General features: G+C 49.2%; 20 protein-coding genes. 10 read left to right on the plus strand and 10 right to left on the minus strand.

The features are described from left to right. Positions 1 to 11: 11 nt before the first annotated feature. Entirely contained in the window at positions 12 to 1,424 is a 1,413-nt protein-coding gene (locus EQP46_RS05120) for a basic amino acid/polyamine antiporter (RefSeq protein ID WP_194956725.1), read from the minus strand. Positions 1,425 to 1,672: 248 nt separating this feature from the next. After that, the gene (locus tag EQP46_RS05125; protein ID WP_129492624.1) at positions 1,673 to 2,176 is read right to left on the minus strand and encodes a hypothetical protein; all 504 of its coding nucleotides are present in this window, start codon (positions 2,174 to 2,176) and stop codon (positions 1,673 to 1,675) included. A gap of 230 nt (positions 2,177 to 2,406) precedes the next feature. Between EQP46_RS05125 and EQP46_RS05130 the strand changes: the two genes are divergently transcribed. Beyond that, positions 2,407 to 3,048: a thiopurine S-methyltransferase gene (locus EQP46_RS05130; protein ID WP_129492625.1), complete on the plus strand. Its 642-nt coding sequence runs from the start codon at positions 2,407 to 2,409 to the stop codon at positions 3,046 to 3,048. A 153-nt stretch (positions 3,049 to 3,201) separates the two neighbouring features. On the opposite strand, the gene purT is transcribed toward EQP46_RS05130, so the two are convergent. The 7 genes from purT to sbcB all read right to left on the minus strand — a co-directional run bounded on the left by purT (position 3,202) and on the right by sbcB (position 9,907). Next, entirely contained in the window at positions 3,202 to 4,383 is a 1,182-nt protein-coding gene (gene purT / locus EQP46_RS05135) for a formate-dependent phosphoribosylglycinamide formyltransferase (protein ID WP_129492626.1), read from the minus strand. Positions 4,384 to 4,590: 207 nt separating this feature from the next. Next, complete coding sequence (locus EQP46_RS05140) at positions 4,591 to 5,478, minus strand: DMT family transporter (RefSeq protein WP_129492627.1); 888 nt, start codon at positions 5,476 to 5,478, stop codon at positions 4,591 to 4,593. A 133-nt stretch (positions 5,479 to 5,611) separates the two neighbouring features. Next, on the minus strand, positions 5,612 to 6,499 hold the full coding sequence (gene cdd / locus EQP46_RS05145; protein WP_129492628.1) for a cytidine deaminase: 888 nt from the start codon (positions 6,497 to 6,499) through the stop codon (positions 5,612 to 5,614). Between the two features lie 150 nt (positions 6,500 to 6,649). Then, positions 6,650 to 7,339, minus strand: coding sequence for an LrgB family protein (locus EQP46_RS05150; RefSeq protein WP_129492629.1), 690 nt, complete (start codon positions 7,337 to 7,339; stop codon positions 6,650 to 6,652). Further along, positions 7,339 to 7,686, minus strand: coding sequence for a CidA/LrgA family protein (locus tag EQP46_RS05155; RefSeq protein WP_129492630.1), 348 nt, complete (start codon positions 7,684 to 7,686; stop codon positions 7,339 to 7,341). Before EQP46_RS05155 ends, EQP46_RS05150 begins: the two co-directional genes overlap by 1 nt. 160 nt (positions 7,687 to 7,846) lie before the next feature. Then, positions 7,847 to 8,359 (minus strand): hypothetical protein, encoded by a 513-nt coding sequence (locus EQP46_RS05160; protein ID WP_129492631.1) that lies wholly within the window; start codon positions 8,357 to 8,359, stop codon positions 7,847 to 7,849. Between the two features lie 123 nt (positions 8,360 to 8,482). After that, positions 8,483 to 9,907, minus strand: coding sequence for an exodeoxyribonuclease I (sbcB, locus tag EQP46_RS05165; RefSeq protein WP_129492632.1), 1,425 nt, complete (start codon positions 9,905 to 9,907; stop codon positions 8,483 to 8,485). Between the two features lie 220 nt (positions 9,908 to 10,127). Here sbcB and EQP46_RS05170 point away from each other — a divergent pair, with 220 nt between their 5' ends. Further along, positions 10,128 to 11,111: a hypothetical protein gene (locus EQP46_RS05170; RefSeq protein ID WP_129492633.1), complete on the plus strand. Its 984-nt coding sequence runs from the start codon at positions 10,128 to 10,130 to the stop codon at positions 11,109 to 11,111. Positions 11,112 to 11,131: 20 nt separating this feature from the next. Next, positions 11,132 to 11,452 (plus strand): hypothetical protein, encoded by a 321-nt coding sequence (locus EQP46_RS05175; protein WP_129492634.1) that lies wholly within the window; start codon positions 11,132 to 11,134, stop codon positions 11,450 to 11,452. Between the two features lie 71 nt (positions 11,453 to 11,523). Here EQP46_RS05175 and EQP46_RS05180 read toward each other — a convergent pair whose 3' ends face one another. Beyond that, positions 11,524 to 12,816, minus strand: a complete 1,293-nt coding sequence (locus EQP46_RS05180) for a GGDEF domain-containing protein (protein ID WP_129492635.1) — start codon at positions 12,814 to 12,816, stop codon at positions 11,524 to 11,526. 312 nt (positions 12,817 to 13,128) lie between these two features. On the opposite strand from EQP46_RS05180, the gene EQP46_RS05185 reads away from it, so the two are divergent. From EQP46_RS05185 to EQP46_RS05215, 7 genes are all read left to right on the plus strand, one after another. Next, complete coding sequence (locus EQP46_RS05185) at positions 13,129 to 13,974, plus strand: TauD/TfdA dioxygenase family protein (protein WP_129492636.1); 846 nt, start codon at positions 13,129 to 13,131, stop codon at positions 13,972 to 13,974. Positions 13,975 to 14,305: 331 nt separating this feature from the next. Beyond that, on the plus strand, positions 14,306 to 15,781 hold the full coding sequence (locus tag EQP46_RS05190) for a peptide ABC transporter substrate-binding protein (protein WP_129492933.1): 1,476 nt from the start codon (positions 14,306 to 14,308) through the stop codon (positions 15,779 to 15,781). Between the two features lie 340 nt (positions 15,782 to 16,121). Then, the gene (locus tag EQP46_RS05195) at positions 16,122 to 17,777 is read left to right on the plus strand and encodes a peptide ABC transporter substrate-binding protein (RefSeq protein WP_129492637.1); all 1,656 of its coding nucleotides are present in this window, start codon (positions 16,122 to 16,124) and stop codon (positions 17,775 to 17,777) included. Positions 17,778 to 17,786: 9 nt separating this feature from the next. Then, positions 17,787 to 18,734 (plus strand): ABC transporter ATP-binding protein, encoded by a 948-nt coding sequence (locus EQP46_RS05200; RefSeq protein ID WP_129492638.1) that lies wholly within the window; start codon positions 17,787 to 17,789, stop codon positions 18,732 to 18,734. A gap of 9 nt (positions 18,735 to 18,743) precedes the next feature. Further along, on the plus strand, positions 18,744 to 19,760 hold the full coding sequence (locus EQP46_RS05205; RefSeq protein ID WP_129492639.1) for an ABC transporter ATP-binding protein: 1,017 nt from the start codon (positions 18,744 to 18,746) through the stop codon (positions 19,758 to 19,760). Continuing rightward, a complete protein-coding gene (locus EQP46_RS05210) occupies positions 19,757 to 20,725 on the plus strand; it encodes an ABC transporter permease (RefSeq protein ID WP_129492640.1) in 969 nt (322 codons plus the stop codon). The genes EQP46_RS05205 and EQP46_RS05210 overlap by 4 nt, the downstream gene beginning before the upstream one ends. Further along, complete coding sequence (locus EQP46_RS05215) at positions 20,722 to 21,666, plus strand: ABC transporter permease (protein ID WP_129492641.1); 945 nt, start codon at positions 20,722 to 20,724, stop codon at positions 21,664 to 21,666. Before EQP46_RS05210 ends, EQP46_RS05215 begins: the two co-directional genes overlap by 4 nt. The last annotated feature ends 187 nt before the right edge of the window (positions 21,667 to 21,853 follow it).

The raw sequence follows: 21,853 nt of genomic DNA on the forward strand, positions 1-21,853 counted from the left end.
GTGTCGGTGCGTTACTGCAGCGTTGCGCCACTGAACACCAAATACCCCGCAGCACACCCCGCAATGAGAATGAACGCGAGCAACAAGCGGTTTCGCCCTTCAAAAGCCACTTGATGATTCTCTTGCTTCGCGGCCATGTAAAACGCGATGCCCGGTAAATAAAGCAAGGCGGCGAGCAGCAGATGGTGAAGACCGGAAGCAAACAGCAGCCAGCAACCATAAAGCGTTGCGAGTGAGGCAATGGCGCGAATCCGTGTATTGCGCATTTCGGTGAACGACAACTTGAGTAAGTAACTCGCCACCAACAGATAAGGCACCAAAATCATCTCGGATGCAATGGTCAAGAGGTCGTCATACCCACCGCCAATCAGATACATGACAATCAAACAAAATTGCACCACGCAACTGGTGAGCATTAGCGAGTTCTTGGGTGTACCGTTCTTATTGGTGGTGGCAAAACACTTGGGAAACATGCCATCTTTAGCGGCCGTATAAGGGGTCTCGGTTGCCAGTAACGTCCAGCTTAAAAACGCCCCGCAAACTGAAATGATTAACCCAACGCCAATGATCACCACGCCGGTTTCACCAATCAAGGCTTCAAGAATTTTTGCCGTTGATGGGTTTTGGTATTTTGCCAATTCAGGCGTAGAAACCACACCCATAGAGAGCAAGGTAACGGCGACGTAGAGAAACAAAGACGTGAGAAGGCCTAGAATCGTTGCGCGTCCTACATCTTTTCTGTTCTCCGCGCGGCTTGATACGACTACTGCACCTTCAACCCCAATAAAAACCCATACAGTGATCAGCATGGTTTCTCTTACCTGATCAAACAGGCTCTTTCCTCCCGGCATATGCACGCCAGTAAAATCTAAGGTGAAGGTATGCCAGCGAAATGCGATGAGTGCCGCCACGATAAAAACAATGATCGGAATGAGTTTGGCGATGGTGGTGATGTAATTGATGATCGCCGCGGTTTGTACACCTCGTAACACCAAAAAGTGCATCAACCAAATCAACAGCGAAGACAATACGACAGACAGCAGCGTATTGCCGTTACCGAATAACACGGCGGTGTCTGTATCGAAGAATAACCCGAGGGTGCTAAACACAATGACAAGGTAGGAAACGTTCGCCACGGCAGCACTTAGCCAATAACCCCACGCTGAGAAAAACCCGCACAAATCCCCAAAGCCTGCTTGCGCATACCCGAACACACCGCCAGTAATCTGTGGCTTTTGCTCTGTGAGATATTGGAAAGACAGTGCAAGGCATATCATGCCGAACCCCGTAATCACCCAGCCAATTGTTACTGCTGCAGGGCTTGCTACCGCTGCCATATTCTGGGGAAGGCTAAATACGCCGGCTCCAATCATCGAGCCAATCACGAGCGCAGTTAGCGCTTTAAGGTCCAATTTATTACTCAAAACACTGCCTTTAAATATGCCATTGAAAGTGAAAAAGTATAATGAAAGGTCCTTTCAGGCGTTTTTCAAAGTTGCGATTAGCGTTGTGATTTAAGAAGGCTTTGAAGTGTTTAAACTTCTCGTGAGGAAAATGAAGCGGAAGGTTACGCCTTCGTGGCCTGCTATGTAAAGCATAAATAGCAGGGCAGTGGCCACGAAAGCGGTGTCAGAAATGCAAACAGAGATTGCGCATTCTAAATGTTAAGAAATCAATGCAAGCGGCTCGGTAATCCGTTAATCACGAAGCAGGGTGTTGCGTTGCTTTCATCGTCATGGGTCGCGGTGAAGTTCTCGATGTCACCAAAAGCGATAATCGCCGCAGAGGTGTCTGACTGAATCGCTTTTTTCATCAAGGCTTCTGGATTGTGCGTTGATGTTGCGCGAGCAATACGGATTTGTTGTGGGCTGATGCCTGCCTGCGTAAACAGCGAAAGACAAAATGAGGATGGCGGTGCAATCAGCGTGATCCAACGGTGGGTTTGGCTCAAGGTTTTTAGCATTCTTAGCAGGTAAGCCAATTCGCTCATGTTGTTTTGGTAAACATTGACAGAGACAAGGTTGCCAAACGACTGACCGCGCTGTGAAGCGGCGGTACGTGATACGCGTTGATAGTGACGAGAGCCTGCTGCTAGGCGCGCATAATGTTCACGCACAGCTAGAGAAGTCGCTTGTGTGTGTTGTGCTGAATGAGAGATCGCAAACGTGTTTTTCATCTGTCTGTCCTGCTTATATATCCAGTACTGTATGTGTATACAGTAGTTATATTTTTATCAGATCACAATAGGAAATAAGAAAACAACGTGAATTAGATCGACTTTTTTCTTTATCAATAGCGAATTAGTGTGCGCTCTATCAGTATTGATAATTGTTCGTTGCTATGTAGATTCTCAGTAACGGTTGTTATCATGCAGGTATTACGGGTTTATACAGAAAGAGTTACGTCATGGATCAAGAGTTTTGGCACGGCCGTTGGGCGGAGAATCGAATTGGATTTCACTTAACCGATACCAATCCGCTATTAGTGAAATACTGGCATGCGTTGTCACCAACACGTGAGCAGTCAGTGTTGGTGCCGATGTGTGGCAAATCGGTTGATCTGTCTTGGTTAGCCTCGAAGCACGATAATGTGGTTGGCGTTGAACTGAGTGATATTGCGGTGAGAGCCTTCTTTGCCGAACATTTGTATACGCCGCTTGTTACACAAATCAGTGGGTCACATAAGCTGTATGAGTTTGATGAGTTGCGGGTATACAGTGGCGACTTCTTTACTGCGCCGCTTTCAACGTACCCGCTTATTTACGATCGTGCTGCACTGATTGCGATGCCTGAATCGTTGAGAGAACACTATGTTTCTCATCTCCTATCGCTGCTTGCGCCTGGTGGAAAGATCCTGCTTATTACGTTGGACTACCCTCAAGATGAAATGTCGGGTCCGCCGTTCAGTGTGAATGCGGACATGGTAGCGGCATTGTTCGAGGGATGTAACGTGACGTTTTTGCATCGTGATGATGACGCGTCGCGTCCACCCTCGGGCAAAGGGGCGAGCTACTTCGCAGAAGAAGTCTGGTTGATTGAAAAGCCATAATCGGCTTTCCCTTCATCTGTCTCGTTTGTCCGTATGATCGCTTGTTGAGAATCGAGATAAATGAGAAGCGTGATAAAAAAGCGCCTGCGTGTTTACCACTCAGGCGCTTTCGTTTATCTGGCACTGCCCAAACGATTTGGTTTGGACTGAAGGTTATTTATTGAAGTGAATGGAGACTGCGCCAGCGGCGGTAACCGCTTTCGTGATTGCGCTGTCTACAGCATCGCAGCGTGTGAGTGCGACACCTAATCGACGGCGACCGTCGATGTCTGGCTTACCGAACAAACGTACTTGTGTGTCTGGTAACGCAAGTGCATCGCTCAGACCACTAAACGAAATGTTGGTCGATGTGCCTTCGCCCAGAATCACGGCGGATGCAGAAGGGCCATAAAGGCGGATTGCACCCACCGGCAAGCCAAGGAATGCGCGAACGTGAAGGGCGAATTCTGACACGTCTTGCGAAATCAGGGTCACCATGCCGGTATCGTGCGGGCGAGGGGAGACTTCGCTAAAGAGTACATCATCACCTTTGATGAATAGCTCAACACCGAACAAACCGTGTCCACCCAATGCCGTCACCACTTTGCGTGCAACGTCTTCCGCCGCTTGACGTGCTTTGTCGCTCATTGCTTGTGGCTGCCATGATTCGCGGTAATCGCCGTCTTCTTGGCGGTGACCAATCGGCGCACAGAAATGAATGCCATCAACCGCGCTGACCGTCAGCAAGGTGATTTCATAATCGAACTCAACAAAGCCTTCAACGATCACGCGACCAGCGCCTGCGCGGCCACCTTCTTGCGCATAGCTCCATGCGGAATCAATGTCTGATTGTGATTTCACCACGCTTTGCCCTTTGCCTGAAGAGCTCATGACGGGCTTCACCACACACGGTGTACCAACGCGCTCAATGGCCGTAACGAACGCCTCTTTTGTATCCGCGAATTCATAGGGGGAGGTGGGTACGTTAAGTTCTTCTGCGGCGAGGCGGCGAATGCCTTCACGGTTCATCGTTAATTGGGTAGCACGCGCGGCAGGGACAACGTTGACGCCTTGCTTTTCTAGCGCAACCAATCGATCTGTCGCGATGGCTTCGATTTCAGGCACAACGTAATCTGGCTTTTCTTTTGCAATGATGTCGGCGAGTGCATCACCATCCAACATATCAACAACGTGGCTGCGGTGAGCAACTTGCATAGCAGGCGCGTTGGCGTAGCGGTCACAAGCAATAACTTCAATGCCTAAACGCTGGCACTCAATGGCGACTTCTTTACCCAATTCACCAGAACCGAGAAGTAAAACGCGGGTCGCGTCGGGACGTGTGGCAGTTCCAAACATGATATTCATCCATCAAAGCGAAATTCTGGCAGTGATTTTACCTTAAGCAATCGTTTGCGCAAGCGTTTGCTATTGTGACTTGTGTTAGCCAATGTGCAGTTATGCTTCTGATTTGATTAAAAAGAAAGCAATGGGCGGATGAATTCATCAAGGATGAAAGTGAAGCGAAAAGGGGAAGAAAAAGCCGCCATGAAGGCGGCTTGATGATCATTGTGCGTTTTTAGGTTTTCGCGTTTCCCAGTGAGTGATGAAGAACACTGCACCAATAATGATGGCGGCACCTAACCAGAGTCGCCCTGGTGGTACCCAGCCAAACACAAGGAAACCAAAGAGTACGTTCAATGGCAGTTTGGCGTGGTCAAAAGGCTGCACGAAGGAAGCGTCTGCAACCGCATAGGCTTTAGCGATTGCCCACTGAGCCAATGCCGTGAAAAGCCCTGCTCCAATCAGCATGCCCCATACGAGGTTGCCTGTTGGCATTGTCCAGTCAGGGACGGCAAGCAGTATGTTGAAAGGGGTGATCAGTAGCAGAAGGTAAACCACCATGGTGGTTGGGCTGTCGTGATGGGACAGCTTCTTCACCATCAATGAGTAGGTCGCCCAAAAGAATGCCGCACCAACTGGCAACAAGGTCGCCCAGCTAAAGTTATCCCCCCAAGGTTCCAAAATGATCATGGCCCCAACAAAACCACTGATGGTCGCAAACCATCGCGCAGGCCCGACACGCTCACCGAGGAACAATCCTGAACCAATGGTGGCGAATAAAGGGGAAGTCATAAGCAGGGCTATGCCTTGCCAAATTGGAACGGGGTAGGCAAGCGCCCAAAGCCAAAGCTGAATGCCAATCACGGAGAAAAACACACGTAAGCAGTGCATGCCTAAGTGTTCTGTATTCAACGCGTTTCGGATGCCCATGCTTCTCAGCCATGGCACCATGACCACCAATGCGATGAAATATTGGATAAAGGCAACCGTCGTTGAAGGAAGCTGCATTTTGAAGCTGACGTACTGTGCAATGCTGTTCACCATGGCAAAGCAGATACCAGCGGTTAGCATCCAAGTCGCGCCGAGAATGGGGTTATGTGGTTGGCTCATGCGTATGTCTAAATTTGGATAAGTGACGGTGATAGTAGCGAATATTTTGCGAAGGGAAAGTGTTAATAACGAAAACGCCGGAGATCTCCGGCGTTTTGCTGCAATCTTGATGCTTATTCCATCAAGCTATGGACTAGATGGCTAAATAACTCAGAGGAATATCTGGGTTTAGCGCTTCTATCATGCCTTGCGTGTCTTGCAGGTAACTGATGCTGCTGTTTGCATTCTCAACCAGCATCACTTCTTCGATCTCTTTTTGTGCCACATCCGCAAGGTTCATGGCAATCAATGCCACTTGAAGCGGCGGCAAACTCGGGTTGAATGCAGCATTCTCTGCGTACATGCCTGAGAAGACTTGGCCGCTTTTATCACGGATGGCAACACCACAGAAGTTATTGGTGTAAGGCGCATGGCTCATGTTTGCGGCAAGGATCGCCGCATTGGTCATTGGGCAGGTGTCATCCGCAGAAAGGCCATGGCTTTTCGTTGCAAGCAGTGGTTCATTGATACCTAAATCTGACGGGCCGAAAGGCTCTGGCAAATAGCTGTGAAGTGATTGTGCTTCACGTTGTGGCAATTGCACTTCGAGATGTTCAGCGCCATTCAGTTCATTCATAAACTGACGACAGTGACCGCATGGGCTGTAGTTAATGGTGATGTCTTTGAGGGACGTTTCACCCTTAATCCACGCATGGCTGATCGCTGATTGTTCCGCGTGTACAGATTGGTTGAGTTGAACGCCTTCAAACTCCATGTTGGCACCAAAGTACAAACGACCAGAATTGCCACGCGCAATGGCACCGACGTAGAACTTTGAAATAGGTGCAATGGAATAGGCGGCAGCAATGGGTAACAAGGCAACGCGCAGATCCGCATCGGATAAACCGCTTAGGCTTTTCAGAGAATCAAACGCATCAGCACTGATGGTCGCATCAAATTGCGGGGCATTGGCAATTTCTAACATCGCCTCGTTAAGAGGTGCAGGCAAAGCATGAATTGCTTCTAAAACACTGGCTCGCATGTCGGCTCCGTGTGTTGTCTTATGGGCGACTATTGTAGTAGACAATTGCAGAATGTTAATGTGATCAGTGTCACTTAAATATTGCAACGCATGTTGTAATTGCACTGATTGGAGTGACATCACATGTTCACGATTGCATTTGATCTGGCACTACTTCGTGATGAAATCCAATGCAATCATCATGAGGTGGAAAACCAAAGGTGCCAGTAATGCCGTGAAAATGCCGCAGATCACCAAGGCTAACGAGCTAATCGCGCCTTCTTGGTAATTCGATTCCGCGGCTTTTGCTGTACCAATAGCGTGAGATACCGCGCCAATGGATAACCCGCGTGCCAACGGTGATTTGATCTTCAGCACATTCAACAACGGATAGCCGATGAGTGCACCAAATAACCCTGCCACAACAACCAAAGCTGCCGAAACAGCAGGTATGCCGCCAATTTGCTCTGCTGTGCTTAAAGCGAAAGGGGTCGAAATGGATTTTGGCAGAACCGACGCTGCGATTTGCGCATTCCCTCCGACAAGCAACGCAAACGTGGTGCCGATGATCATGGAAGCGATACTGGCGCAGGCACACGCCATCAAAATGATGCGCCAATGGCGTCTGATCAAATGTAACTGCTCATACAGTGGATAAGCCAGCGCGATAACCGCAGGCCCCAGCATCAGATGAATAGGTTGGTTTTCGGCAAAGTAGGTGTGGTAAGTATTGCCCGTGTAAAACACAGCAGGCATGAGCACCATCAAGCTGAGTAGCAACGGATTGCAAAGAGGGTGGTTCACTTTCAGGGCAATCTTACGTGCGATGAGATAGACCACGATGGTCGCGATAAACCACATTACTTGCTCTCCCCTTGGTGTTTATCGATCACTTTCGCCATCACGATCAAGACGATAAGGGAACTGACGAGGGTTGAGCCAAGTAAAGGCAAAGACTGGGAGAACAAAAGATCAAAGTGATCCATCAGCCCCATACTGGCTGGAATAAAGAAAAGCGGCATGAAGGTGATGAGCAAGGTACAGGCATCTTTCACCCATCTTGCAGGCACTATCCCCGTGGTGAGGCTAAGAAACAGCAATAGCATGCTGATGATGCTGCTGGGTATCGGGAGTGGAATAAGTTGGGCAAGAAAGTTACCAAGGAAGTAAAAAAACGCGATAAGCGCAAAACCCAAAACATATTTCACGACGAAGACCTAACGGTGACAAGAACCCCACCATTTTAAGCCAAATGGACGACATCAACCAGAAAACCTTTAAAGGTTGGTCTTCGTAAAAATGAAAACACTGCTTCCGTTAAAGTAACGAGAAACAGCGTTCGCGTGGTATGACGTAGAGATCGTTGTACTAGATCATGTACAGATAAGCACCAATCGATAGCGTGAGTGCAGCGATGGCGCTTACCACTATTCTTGGCATGTAGGATGCTTTTGCAGGCTGTTCGAGCATGGGTTCGTCGATATAAATATCAAGCACATCGGGCGTCGAGGGGTCTGGCACAGGTTCGGCTTCGCGCTGATACGTTTTCTGAGGCAATGAGATGCGATAACCATGATCACCGACCACATCAAGGGGCAACACTTTATGGCCTTGGTGGTAGGACTTTGAGAGCAATGAGCACAAGGTATTTTGATGCTGAGAGAACGATGAGTCGGGAAGGGACGTCGCCGTGTACAAAACACGTGCAGAGATCACCTCGCCGGCATGGTAGCACAGCATTTCAAGCAGACGGCATTCTTCGTATGTCAGCGTTGTTACCGCGCTATCTCTCCAATATAACGAGCGACTCTCTGGCTCGAAATCAACCTCTGGGAACCGATAGCATCGGCTGTTTACCTTTGTGACCATTTCTTCATCCATACTGCAATTGCCTTATACAAAAGTGTGGACGCAATTCACGAAATATCAAATGTAACACAGCCGATTTTACACGGTTTTTTAAAGGTACGTCGGACGGTAACTCGTCGTTTTTAAAGAAAAATGCTAGGACACAAGGGATTCGACGTAATGATAGACCGACTTGAGTATCGTCATTTTTTTCGCATCATTTTGATGCTCTTCTGCCAACGCTTCGAGGTTAGCCATGTAACCCGGTAAATGGGTTTCGAAAAAATCACGACGATGCAAATGCCACTGTTTCTGTTCTGCATCCGTCAATGTGTTTGGATAGTGACGGGCACGGTAACGGAACAGCAAGGGTTTAATGCGCGCATCTGCCACTTGGATATCCAGCCCCGCCAAGTTTTCAGGTTTGGTTTGGCGAATAATGTCCATGGTTGAGCGATCGGAGGGTGAGAAGAAGCCGTCGTAAAGTGCAGTATCAACATTGCGTGCGCGCTCGTACTCGGGTTTGTCCGCATAAAGTGCAATCAGTTTCTCGCGCACATCAGGCCTTGCTTGTAACTTCTTCAAGTTTTCCAAACATTGCTGCCTATCAATGCCTAAGCGCTCTGCATCTTCAGGGCGAAGGGTTTTGGCTTCCGCAAGGACAGGGCACTTATTTATGTGGATCAGTTTGATTGGCGCGGGCAGTTCGTCCGGTGCAAGATCAGCATGGCGCGTGTACAAACGCTCTCTAAGGGCGTCTGTATCGAGATCAAACAGCGGCGATGGGTCACGACCCAAATCCACAGCGATAACCGCATTCTTGTTATCTGGGTGCCATGCAATAGGCACAATCCAGCTGGTGTTTCCGCGTTCCGTCCCAAACATGCCTGAAACATGCACAAGCGGCTTCATCGACACAACGTCTATCAGCGGCGTGAGTTTGTTCTTGTTACGGTAGGTATACAGGTAATCAAACAGCCTTGGTTGCGCGGATTTGAGCTTCTTCGCCATTTCGATGGTGGCGATCACGTCAGCCATTGCATCGTGCGCATTGGCGTGTTCAATGCCGTTCGCGACAGACAAATGTTCCAGCTTAAAGCTGGTGAAGCCCTCATCATTCTCAGGCCATTCAATCCCATCAGGGCGAAGGGCATAGCAAGCGCGCATTGCATCCAGCAAATCCCAGCGTGAGTTGCCGTTTTGCCAACTCCAGCCATACGGGTCGAAGAAGTTGCGGTACAAGGTGTAGCGTGAGACTTCATCATCAAAACGGATGTTGTTGTAACCCACTGCACAGGTGCCTGGCATGGCCAATTGCTCGTGGATCTTCGCAATAAATTCAGGCTCTGGCAGGCCACGGCTCACTGCTGTTTGTGGCGTGATGCCAGTAATTAAGCAGGCTTCGGGATTTGGCAAATAATCATTGGGTGGCTGACAATAGATAACCAAAGGTTCGCCAATGATATTGAAATCTTGGTCGGTTCTTACGCCTGCAAACTGACAAGGTCTGTCGAGAGCAGGGCTAACGCCAAAGGTTTCATAGTCGAAGAAGAAAAATGTAGATTCGCTGCCGTTTGCCACTGTGTTATCCAAGGGATTGATAGACAGAAGGATGTTACCGCAAATTGCGTGACAAATCTCGGCTAAAACAGGATGAAAATAGCGGGTACAGAAGCATGAGCCCGTGTTGAAAGTAAGACAATGAAACCCGTGGATTTTCTTATTCTTAATGAAACCCTTTCGTTCTCATTCTGTAGTTGTCATGCGCCGTCACTTTTTCGCGTGTGTAGAAGGACTGATTATGTACCGACAGATCGTATTGCTCCCCGTCGCGGTGTTTACTCTCTTTGGCTGTTCAAGCGCGCCATCGCTCGATGCGTATTCTTCATTTGCCACCACAACAGAAAGCGTCTCTTCCGACATGACGGCCTATTTCTCCGAGTTTTCGACCGTGTCCGTTGAGCATCAATTGCATTCTGTGGCTGCAACCTACCAAGGCGCTCAGGCCGCTAAGTTGGAACCTGAAACCATCACTTTGATCTCTTCACCGTTTGAAGACAGAAAGCGTGCCAATGCCCTCACGCTTTACAAGTCGGCAGACGCGCTACGCAAGTATGCCGCTTCGCTCAACAGCCTTGCGAACGCAGTGAATGAAGACGATATAAAGCTCGCGTCCTCGCAAATGCTTTGGTCAATAAAGGGCATGTCAGAGCAATACAGCGAATACACAGGCAAATCGCTGGGCGATTATGAAAAGTACGGCTCGGAGGTGACGGCATTCATTTCCACACTGGGTACGTCTTATCTCAATCGGGAAAAAGACAAAGCGCTACGTGAAATCATTATTCAAGCGGATGAGAGCGTGTCTTTGTTGATCGGCGAAATGGTGTCCGCATTGGAAAACGGCGGTGTCGTCGTGCTTTATCGCATTGCCAATGAAAGTGAGATTAATGACATGGTGTTGAATTATCGGAAGGTTGCGAAAGACCCTGATACGTCTTACCAAATGCGCCGAGATCTCGTGACATCTATCTATCAAAAATCGAAAGAAATGGATGCCTTTGAAGCGCGATCTCTGGTGACCATCAACGCACTGAAAGAAATAAAATCAACGCACAACACCATGGCAACGGCGTTCGCGGAAGATGACATCAACAAGGACACCATCATGAACGCAGTGGGGCAGTTGAAGTATGCGCATGGCAGTTACCGTTCGCTGAATAAGCTGATTGAGAAGTGCACGGATGGTGTGACGCGCGTTGATAACGTGTTGACGTGTAAATAACCCGAAGTTGAGGAGCGACAATGGCGACGATTCGTGAAAACTTAGTCAATGCAATTAATGACCTCAACAAGTTATTGCTGATTGCGGAGACCGACGCGCAGCGTGCGCAAATTCGAATAGACAGGCTGGCGCTGTATCGGCAGCTAGAAGACGTGATTTTTGCCGAACTTAATCACCAAGACGAAGACGTAAAAGCGGCGCTTGAGGAAGTCGAATCGTTAGCGGGTTTGGCTGATGAGGCGAAGCGAGATATTCAGAAAATTGAAAAGCTGTTTAAGAAGGTGGCGAAAGCGGTGAAAGCCATTGAGAAAGCCGTTAAAGCCGCGGGAAAGGTCCTCTAGGGTCTTCTTCAACACAATCACGAGTGTCAGAACCCATGCTTTTGTCGGCATGGGTTTTTTATCCGTTGCGCTTATTGATCCGCCATCGTTGAGCGGTTGCGGCCACGACGTTTAGATTCGTACAGCGCTTTATCTGCACTTTTGTATGCCTTAGCAAAGGTGGTATCACGCACAAATACGCCACCGATTGATAACGTAATTGCCAGACCGGCAATGGATTCTTGCGCGACAGCTTTTCGAATGGTCTCGGCTTTCACACCCAGTTGGCAATGCGTCATGTTATTAAACAAGATAAAGAATTCATCGCCACCCCATCGAATCGCAATGTCTTCAGTGCGTATTTGCGTCAGGATGCGTTTGGCGCACTCTGAAATGATTTCATCGCCTTTATTGTGACCGTGCGTGTCGTTGATCTCTTTGAAGTGATCGATATCGACAATGAGCATGGCAAAGCGTGTCATTTTCTTCAGGCGTGGTTCGTAATAATCACGTCGGAAAAAATTCGTCATTTCATCTTTTCTGATCGAACGCGTACGGCGGCGAAGCAGGCCGATGCTGAACTGATACAGAAACGCGATGATCAAAGAAGGCGCGACTGACGCTTCAAGCACTTTTAGGTAGTTCACGCCAATGTGCACCGGGTCTTTTTCAGAACAGATGAACAGAGCCTTTTTGGTGTACAAACTGTATTCGGGGGTGCTTGTCAGACTGGTGTATTTGCTGTCGTTGTATCGCGCAATGCGTTTATCAATGTAAGACTCTTTGATATCAACAGCGACCAGTGCACTTAATGATTGTTTGTTGTGGATCGGGAAATAAATGGTGCGCAGATGCTCTTGCGTGCCTTCTTCCACGTAGGAATCGGTCATGCGAATGTTACACCCATAGAACTCTTGATAGGTGTTATCCAGCTTCTCGCGCTTGACGATGTTTTCGAGCACGTCATTTTCGTCGTATTGGCTGAAGGCTTGCTCATAACCCGTTCGCAATGGGTCAAAGAACGCATAGGTGTTTGGATTTTCAAAGACAGCAATCGTCCAAACGCTTTCAGGCGCACATGTTTGTAAACGTTTTCTTAAGCGTCGAATGCCTTCGGCGAGATCTTTGGTTTCAGCCTCATCACTGTGAACATACGTACTCACCGAGTCATCAACATAAATACCTTTTCGTAGCGTTGTTGAAGGTGCATTGTTGTAAAACGAACCAAAACGACGAATCGAGGTATACATTCGACCGTAGCTAGCGTTTAGGTCTTCGATCAGTTGTTGAACGTGTAATGCGTTGTAGGCACTGTAACCCGTCGACACAATTGCGAGCGAAAGTAGGCTAGCTTTTAGCAATGATAAGATCTTAATTTCTTTCATTTTCTCACGCAGATTGAGTCAATTTAATTCTGATATGCAGATGCAACGTCAGTAACACGTGGCAATGGTGCTGCATACAGAGAGGGCGGATGAGTTTAACCCTTCTGCAATTGCCTTCAACGAAAGGTTTTTATTGTGACGATGAAAATATCTTATTGTTGTCGTTGCTTCATACTTAACGTCAGTGTTTCATGTCGTGTAATTCATGCTGTCGCTGCAATCGAATTGGCAAAGAAAAGGTCTATAACCCAACTATCTCATTATGCTCGATGATGAAGCGCATCAGCACATTCCACGTTTCAGGGAAGAAATATGCACGTTACCCCGTTATCACAACACATCGGCGCGTTAATTGAAGGGATCGATCTTAACCAGTGCGACGAAAAAGAGTTCGCTTTTATATACCGCGCGTTTCTAGAACACAAAGTTATTTTCTTTCGTGACCAGTTCTTATCACCCAAGGCACAGCTCGCGTTAGCGGCGCGTTTCGGTGAGTTAGAAGCCCCGCATCCTTTTTTTCCTCATGCCGAGGGTTTTCCTCAAGTCAGCCTGATTGAAACAACCCGTGGGAATCCACCAGGTAAAAGTTTTTGGCATACCGACATGACGTGGCAAGACGCGCCACCGAAATGCTCTGTGCTGTCAGCACAACATTTGCCTGATAAAGGCGGGGATACCATCTGGGCCTCGATGGAAGCGGCGTATGATGCATTACCACGTCATACGAAAGCCGCCATCACTCACGCGACAGCAACGCACGCGGTTCATGGTTTTTCTGGCAGCCGGTTTGACAGTGAAGATGACAGCGGCAATAGCCGTGTTGAAGGCATCACGAAAAACATCAACGCCGTGCATCACCCGCTGGTGGTTAAGCACCCCGAAACAGGAAAGCCTGCGCTTTACGTGAATGAGCAGTTTACCCGATTCATTGATAAGCATGATGAAGGCGACGCGTTGCCCGAACTGTCGGCGCTGTTTGAACACAGTCGCGGTGAAGCGTTTCAGGTACGTTTCCAATGGGAAGTAGGCAGCGTTGCGATTTGGGATAACCGTTGCACGCAGCATTTTGCGGTAACAGATTATGGAGATACCCCACGAAAGTTGCATCGTGTTGTCGTAAAAGGATCGATACCTGCAAGTTATGACGTTTTGGGCTAGCGACATTTTTCTAACAGTCAGAAAAATCGAAAGAAAGTGCACTACATTGAAAGGTATGCCTTTATGTTTGAGGTATGCCTTTTTTGATGCTTTGTGAATAACACAATAAGTGACGCGGTCACTGAATAGAGAGGACGTTAACATGACACATCTTTTTACCCGGTGCGCCGCTTTAGCAGTCCTCTTGTCTGTTGCCTCATTTGCATCGCTCGCCACCGAGCCAGAAAAGCCCCTCAAAATTGGCATTAGCCAATACCCGACCAGTTTGCATCCTTTGCTTGGGTCGTCTGTTGCAGGTAGCTACGTGTTGTCGACAGTTTGGCGGCCCATGATGATCTATGGCAAAGAGTGGCAACCCCTCTGTCATCTGTGTCAAACCGTGCCGACATTTGAAAATGGACTCGCTGAGAAAATCGTGTTGGACGATGGCAGGGAAGGCATTCGATTATCTGTTACGCTCAAAGATCATCTTTTTTGGGGGGATGGGGTGCCCGTAACCACCAAGGATGTCGTTCTTGGTTACCAAATTTCGACGGATAAACGTGTGAAAGGGAACCCTGGTTATGAGGAGGACCAAACCCTCGAGCGTATCGAGGTCGTTGATGAAAAGCGCTTTGACGTGATTTTGAATAAACGTATTTTCAACTATCGCACTGCTGTGCCGTCTGCCATGCCGGAACACCTCGAAGGTGAGATATATCGCCGCGACCCTGAGAACTATGACAAGACCTCGTTATATACCACATCACCGTTAACGGCGGGTTTATATAATGGCCCGTATCTTATCGACAGAATGTCGTCAGGCAGCTTTGTGTCAGTGGTGCCAAATCCACACTGGAAAGGCAACGCGGTGTTTTTCGATAATCTGGTGTTCAAATCCGTCGAGAATACGGCAGCACTTGAAGCGCATTTGCTTTCCAAGTCCGTGGACATGATTGCAGGCGAATCCGGGTTAACGCTTGACCAAGTGTTGCGCCTAGAACAACGTCAGAAAGGGAAGTACCAATATCACTATGAGCCGGGTTTGCTCTACGAGCACCTTGACGTCAACTTGGAGAATCCGCACCTCGCCAAGAAAGCCTTTCGCCAAGGGTTATTGCTCAGCATCAATCGCCAACAACTGGTCAATCAACTGTTTGAGGGCAAGCAAATCGTCGCACATACTGACACCAGTCCTCGCGACATCGGCTATTCAGACGATGTGACCCAATATGAATACGCCCCTGAAAAGGCCAAAGCACTGTTCCAGCAAGCGGGTTACCGTTGGCAAGGAAAAGACATGGTGGATGCCGACGGAAAGCCCGTTCAGATTGAACTCATGACCACCGCAGGCAACAAAACCCGAGAGTTAGTACAGCAAGTACTGCAATCCCAATGGAAGAAAATGGGGATCACCATCCGCATCAATAACCAGCCAGCACGGGTTTTCTTTGGTCAAACACTCAAAGAACGCAACCACAAAGGGTTAGCTTTGTTTGCGTGGTATTCCGCGCCTGAAAGCCCCCCAGAAACCACCTTGCACTCAGAAAACATTCCAACAGAAGCGAACAACTGGGGTGGTCAAAATTATGCGGGTTATAAAAACGCAGACATGGACGCCTTATTGGATGAAATAGAAACGGAACTTGATGCGGATAAACGCGAGGCGTTGTTTGCCAATATTCAGCGTATTTATGCAGAAGATCTTCCCGCACTCCCTCTGTACTTTCGCGCCGACAGCTTTGTGTTGCCGCTGTGGTTAAAGGGTGTCACGCCAACTGGACATATGTTCCCGTCTACACATTGGGTTGAAGAGTGGCATAGATAGTCTTTTTCGTCGGTTTTTCATTCAAAGATTTGAATGTTTAGTGCTGTAACATAATGATTCGTAACTAAATATTTTATCTGTTTTGATGAAATGCGACTGAGGCAGGGCTTTTCAGCGACAGTGCTTCCTGTTTGATTGAATTGTATACATTGCTGGCTCGACAATGATTGAAACATATGTTTAACATTGGTCTGTTGCGTGCAATTTTTCACTGCATTTGTTTGGTGAGCTAAAGAATTCTCCTTTGCACGCACAGTATCTTAGCAACTGAGCGATCAGTTGATGGGATATCCAATGGGGTGACGGATTTGCCCTCAGCTTTGACAAAGGACATGACTGTATGAAAAAAACGCTTCTCGCATTGGCCATGACAGCGCCAGTTGCCTTCTCTTCCGTTTCTGCAAATGCTGACACACTTAAAATTGGTATGTCTCAATACCCCGAAGGCCTTCATCCTACTTTGGTGTCGAATGTTGCTGCGTCTTATGTACTGAATACCGCTTACCGTAAAACCGTGATTTACGGAAAAGACTGGCAACCGCAATGCAATGTGTGTGTAGAGATCCCGACGTTCGAAAATGGATTGGCAGAGCGTGTAACCCGTGACGATGGCTCAGAAGGCATCAAGCTAACCGTGACGGTGCGTGATGATTTGTTCTGGGGAGATGGCACGCCACTGACCACGAAAGACATTCAGTTAGGCTATGAGATCCAAAAAGACGAACGCGTGGGTAATCCGGGTCTCCAAGAAGCAAAAACCATGGAGAAACTGGTTTTGCTTGATGACAAAACCTTTGAGGTGTACCTGAACAAAGTCAGCTTCAAATACCGCACCGATTATTTTCCTGATCCGCTTCCAGAACACGTTGAAGGTGCGCTGTACCGCGACGACCCAACGAACTACAGCAAAACCACCAAATACGCCACTGACCCGACCAACGCCGGCTTGTATTACGGCCCTTACGTGCTGAACAAAGTCAGTCCGGGTAGCTTCATCACAGCGCAACGTAACCCGCATTGGAAAGGTAAATCCCCTGCCTTTGATGAACTGGTCTTTAAAACCGTAGAAAACACGTCAGCGCTAGAAGCACATTTGCTTTCAGGCTCGGTGGATTACTTGCCGGGTGAAATTGGTTTGTCTCTCGACCAAGTGCTGCAAATCGAAAAGCGCCACGGCAAGAAGTTCAATGTGCACTACGAGCCTGGCCTGCTTTATGAGCACCTAGACACCACGATGAACAACCCGCACTTGGCAAAGAAAGAAGTGCGCCAAGCCTTACTGTACGGTGCGAACCGCGAACAGCTTGTCGATAAGTTGTTTTCGGGAAAACAGCCTGTTGCTGATACCAATACCAGCCCGCGGGATCTTGGCTTTTACCCAGACGTAAAACGTTATGAGTACAACCCGAAGAAAGCCAAAGCGCTGCTGACACAGGCAGGTTATACCGAGAAAAACGGTGTGATGGTGGATGCCGATGGCAATGAACTGCACATTGAATTGGCGACCACGGCAGGCAATAAAACGCGTGAACTAGTGCAGCAAGTCTTGCAGTCACAATGGAAAAAGATTGGCGTGAAAGTGTCGATAAACAATCAGCCTGCGCGTGTGTATTTCGGCGATACCTTGACTCAACGTAAGCACAAAGGCTTGGCCATGTTCGCGTGGTATTCAGCCCCTGAAAACCCACCGCGCACCATCTTGCACTCAAAGAGCATTCCAACTGAAGACAACGGCTGGTCAGGACAAAACTACATTGGCTATCAAAACCCAGAAATGGATGCGCTGCTAGAACGTGTTGAAGCCGAACTGGACGACGAAAAACGCAAGGCGATCTTCTTTGAAATTCAGAAGATCTATGCTGAAGACTTGCCTGCCTTGCCGCTGTACTTCCGAGCCGACAGTTTTGTGATGCCGAAATGGTTGGAAGGCGTCACCCCAACAGGGCACATGTTTGCATCAACCAACTGGGTTGAAGAGTGGACGACCACCAAATAGGAGCCGTAAATGGATCAGACGATATTAGATGTGCGTCGTCTGCGGGTAGCCTACAAAGGCTACCCTGCGGTTAACGATGTCAGCTTTCATATTGATAAAGGCGAAATTCTTGGCGTCGTGGGTGAATCAGGTTGTGGAAAAAGCCTTGCTGCGCTGACGCTGATGGGGCTTCAGCCGAATGTCATGAAAGCCACTGGCGAGGTGGTGTTTCGTGGCAAGAACCTGCTAGAAAACGGCGATGCTGATTGGATGAAAGTCCGCGGTGAAGGCATCGCGATGATCTTTCAAGAGCCCATGACGGCGCTCAATCCTGTTGTCACTGTGGGCGATCAAATCGCAGAAATGTTCGAGCTTCACCGCGGCAGCAACAAAGCTGAAGCGGCAGAACGTGCCGTTGAAATGCTTGAGCGGGTACATATTCCCGATCCCGTGCGCCGTGCTAAAGCATTCCCGCATGAGTTATCTGGCGGCATGCGCCAGCGTGTGATGATTGCCATGGCGCTGGCCTGTGAACCTGAACTCATCATTGCAGATGAACCAACCACTGCGTTGGACGTAACGGTTCAAGCCCAAGTGCTCGATCTGCTAGAAGAACTTCGTGATAGCACTGGCACCGCCGTGCAGTTTATTAGCCACAACTTAGGCGTTGTTTCTCAACTCGCTGAACGTGTCATTGTGATGTATGCGGGGCGAGTGGTGGAACAAGCCACGTCTGAAGAGCTGTTTGCGAACCCTCAACACCCATACACCCAAGGCTTACTGGCGACCTTGCCACGCATCGGCGGCGCGCGGGATGTGCTTCCCGCCATTCCCGGTGCAGTACCGCCGCTCGACCAGCGCGGCAGTGGTTGCCCGTTTGCTGACCGCTGTAGCAAGGCCTCGCCAACCTGTGTGGCGATGATGCCTGAGACCGTCGCGTTGAATGACATTCACGCTGTGGCTTGTCATCACCTATAAGGAGCGCCCATGACACTATTAACACTGAATAAGGTTTGTCAGCGCTATCCTGTCGGTCAAAAAGGGTGGTTTGGTAAACCTGCACAAGAACTGAAAGCGGTGAACGATATTTCGTTAACCTTAGAAGAAGGCGAAACCGTTGCCATTGTTGGCGAATCAGGGTGTGGAAAATCGACCCTTGGGCGCATGGTGGCGCTGTTGGAATCGCCAATTGAAGGCGACGTAGAACTCGCGGGTATCGCGACAGCAGGGCTAAAAGGGCAAGCACTGAAAGATCTTCGTCGTAAACTCGGCCTGGTGTTTCAAGACCCTTATTCTGCGCTCAATCCTAGGCTGCCGATTTCTGAACTCGTTGGTGAGCCATTAGATGTTTATGGCATCGGCGATAAAGCATCGCGTCGTGCGAAAGTGCTTGAGACGTTGGAATCGGTCGGGCTAAGCGAAGACGCACTGGATCGTTATCCGCATGAATTTTCTGGCGGGCAGCGACAGCGTATTTGTATCGCCCGCGCTTTGGTGCTCGATCCAGCACTGATTGTGGCGGATGAGCCCTTGTCTGCACTGGATGTGTCTGTGCAAAGTCAGGTGCTGAATCTGTTTGCCGAACTTAAACGAGAGCGCAATTTATCGTTTTTCTTTATCAGCCATGACTTAGCGGTGGTTGACTATCTGGCGGATACCATCGTCGTGATGTACCTCGGCCAAATCGTCGAACAAGCGCCGCGCGATGCGTTCTTTGCTAACCCTGCACACCCGTATAGCCGTGCCTTGTTGGCCGCCGTACCCGAAGTGGGGAAGGGCAAGCGTCAACGAGGGCTCGCGTTACAGGGTGACGTTCCGAGTCCAATCAACCCGCCGAGTGGCTGTGCATTTCATCCACGTTGTGCCAACGCCACCGAGACCTGCAAAACCATCGCACCATCGCCTCAAACGTTTGATGGCGACGATAAACACATTGTGGCCTGTCATTACCCAGGAGCGGTGATTGACCTAAAAAAGCCCCATAGCAAGGAAGCCATGGTATGACGCAGTATGTATTGAGTCGGGTGTTCCAGAGCCTGTTGGTTCTGTTCTTTGTGTCTTTTGTCTCTTATGCCTTGATTGGTCTTATGCCCGGAGACCCCATCGATCTGATGCTGACATCGGATCCCAACATGACAGCGGAAGACGTGGCGCGTTTGAAAGCGCTGCAAGGGTTAGATAAGCCGCTGGTTGAGCGTTATTGGCATTGGTTGTTGGGCGCACTTCAAGGTGATTTCGGCTATTCTCGTTTGTATTTGCAACCTGCTGAAGATGTGTTGATTCCTGCGGTATGGAACACCGTGAAACTGGTGGGCATTGCCACTGTATTGTCACTGCTTATCGCGATTCCTGTGGGTGTGTTTGCGGCGCTTAAACACCGCACATGGGTGGATTACATCATCAGTTTCACGGCGTTTGTTGGTTTTTCTACCCCAGCGTTCTGGTTGGCCTTGATGTTGATTCTGGTGTTCTCCGTGACCTTAGGTTGGTTACCTGCGGGTGGCACAGGGGAAGCGGAAGGTGGCGGTTTTTGGGTGCAAGCAAAACATTTGGTGTTGCCGGTCATCTCTCTGACAGTGTTGAACGTTGCCAGCCATTCTCGGTATGTGCGAGGCACCATGCTGGAAGTGATGCGCCAAGATTACATTCGCACAGCCATCGCAAAAGGGGCGTCTAAAACCCGCGTAATTTTCGCCCATGCGTTGCGAAATGCCATGATCCCGCTGGTCACGATCATTGCACTGGATATTGGCTTCATGCTTTCCGGCGCGTTAATCACTGAAACCATCTTTGCATGGCCGGGCATGGGTAAGCTGATATTCGATGCCATCATGGGCAATGATTACAACTTGGCCTTGCTGGGCTTGATGGTTATCACGTTCACTGCATTACTCGGAAACTTGTTGACAGACATTGCATACGCCAAGCTCGATCCGCGCATTAGCCTGACAAAAGGAGCATCCGCATGACACAACCTATGATGGATGCTGCACCGAATGCGGCAATCAAACGAAAAGCTTCATCGCCGTGGATGCTGGTTTGGCATCGCTTCTGCCAACACAAAGCCGGTTTGATCTCAGCGGTGTTTGTTTTTCTGCTTACGTTACTGTGCTTCAGTGCGCCCTTGTTAGCGGACTGGTTCGGACATGATCCGTTCGAAGTGGATTTCATGACGCGTTTTGAACCTGTCAGCGGTACACATTGGTTAGGGGCGGATGAACTTGGCCGTGATGTGTTCTTGCGATTGCTCTATGGGGGGCAGGTTTCACTGGCGGTTGGCGCGGTTGCGGCGCTGGCGACGGCGGTTCTGGGCACGCTGGTGGGCGTGTTTGCAGGATATTTTGGCGGTAAGTTAGATGCGGTACTCATGCGTATTGCTGATTTCACGCTGTCGCTGCCGACCTTGCCTTTGATGATCGTGCTGGCAGCGGTGGATCTCAGCAAGCTGGGATTACCTGAAAGCTGGGCACAGGGTGAAAATGCCAGCTTCATTCGTATTATCGTGATTGTTGCGTTATTCGGCTGGCCAACCACGGCGCGCTTGGTGCGCTCAGGGACCTTGTCAGTGCGTGAACGTGATTACGTGAAAGCCGCGATTGGCTATGGCGCATCACCGTGGCGCATTATTCGCCGACATGTATTGCCGAATGTATTGTCTCCCGTGATCATCGCGACCACCATGGCGTTGGGTGGCGTGATACTGCTAGAAAGCGCATTGTCCTTCCTCGGTCTTGGCATTCAACCGCCCATGCCGTCATGGGGAAACATGCTGCAAAATGCACAAGAGGTGATTTGGCAGTCTCCAGGGCTGGCGATATACCCGGGCGTGGCGATTCTACTTACCGTGATGGCATTTAACTTCTTGGGTGATGCACTACAAGATGCGCTGGATCCGAAAGCAGGCCAGTAGGCCATCACGAGATTCTCGCTAACCCCAAAGAGAAGCTGGTACATCCAGCTTCTCTTTTTTCTATCTCTTTGCACTCTCTTCTCGTTGCTTGTGTCTCTTTTGCGCTTATGCTTTTCTCGCATCTCGCATCTCGCATCTCGCATCTCGCATCTCGCATCTCGCATCTCGCATCTCGCATCTCGCATCT

Origin of the sequence: Enterovibrio baiacu, from assembly GCF_004120195.1 — a bacterium.
Taxonomy (GTDB): Bacteria; Pseudomonadota; Gammaproteobacteria; order Enterobacterales; family Vibrionaceae; genus Enterovibrio; species Enterovibrio baiacui.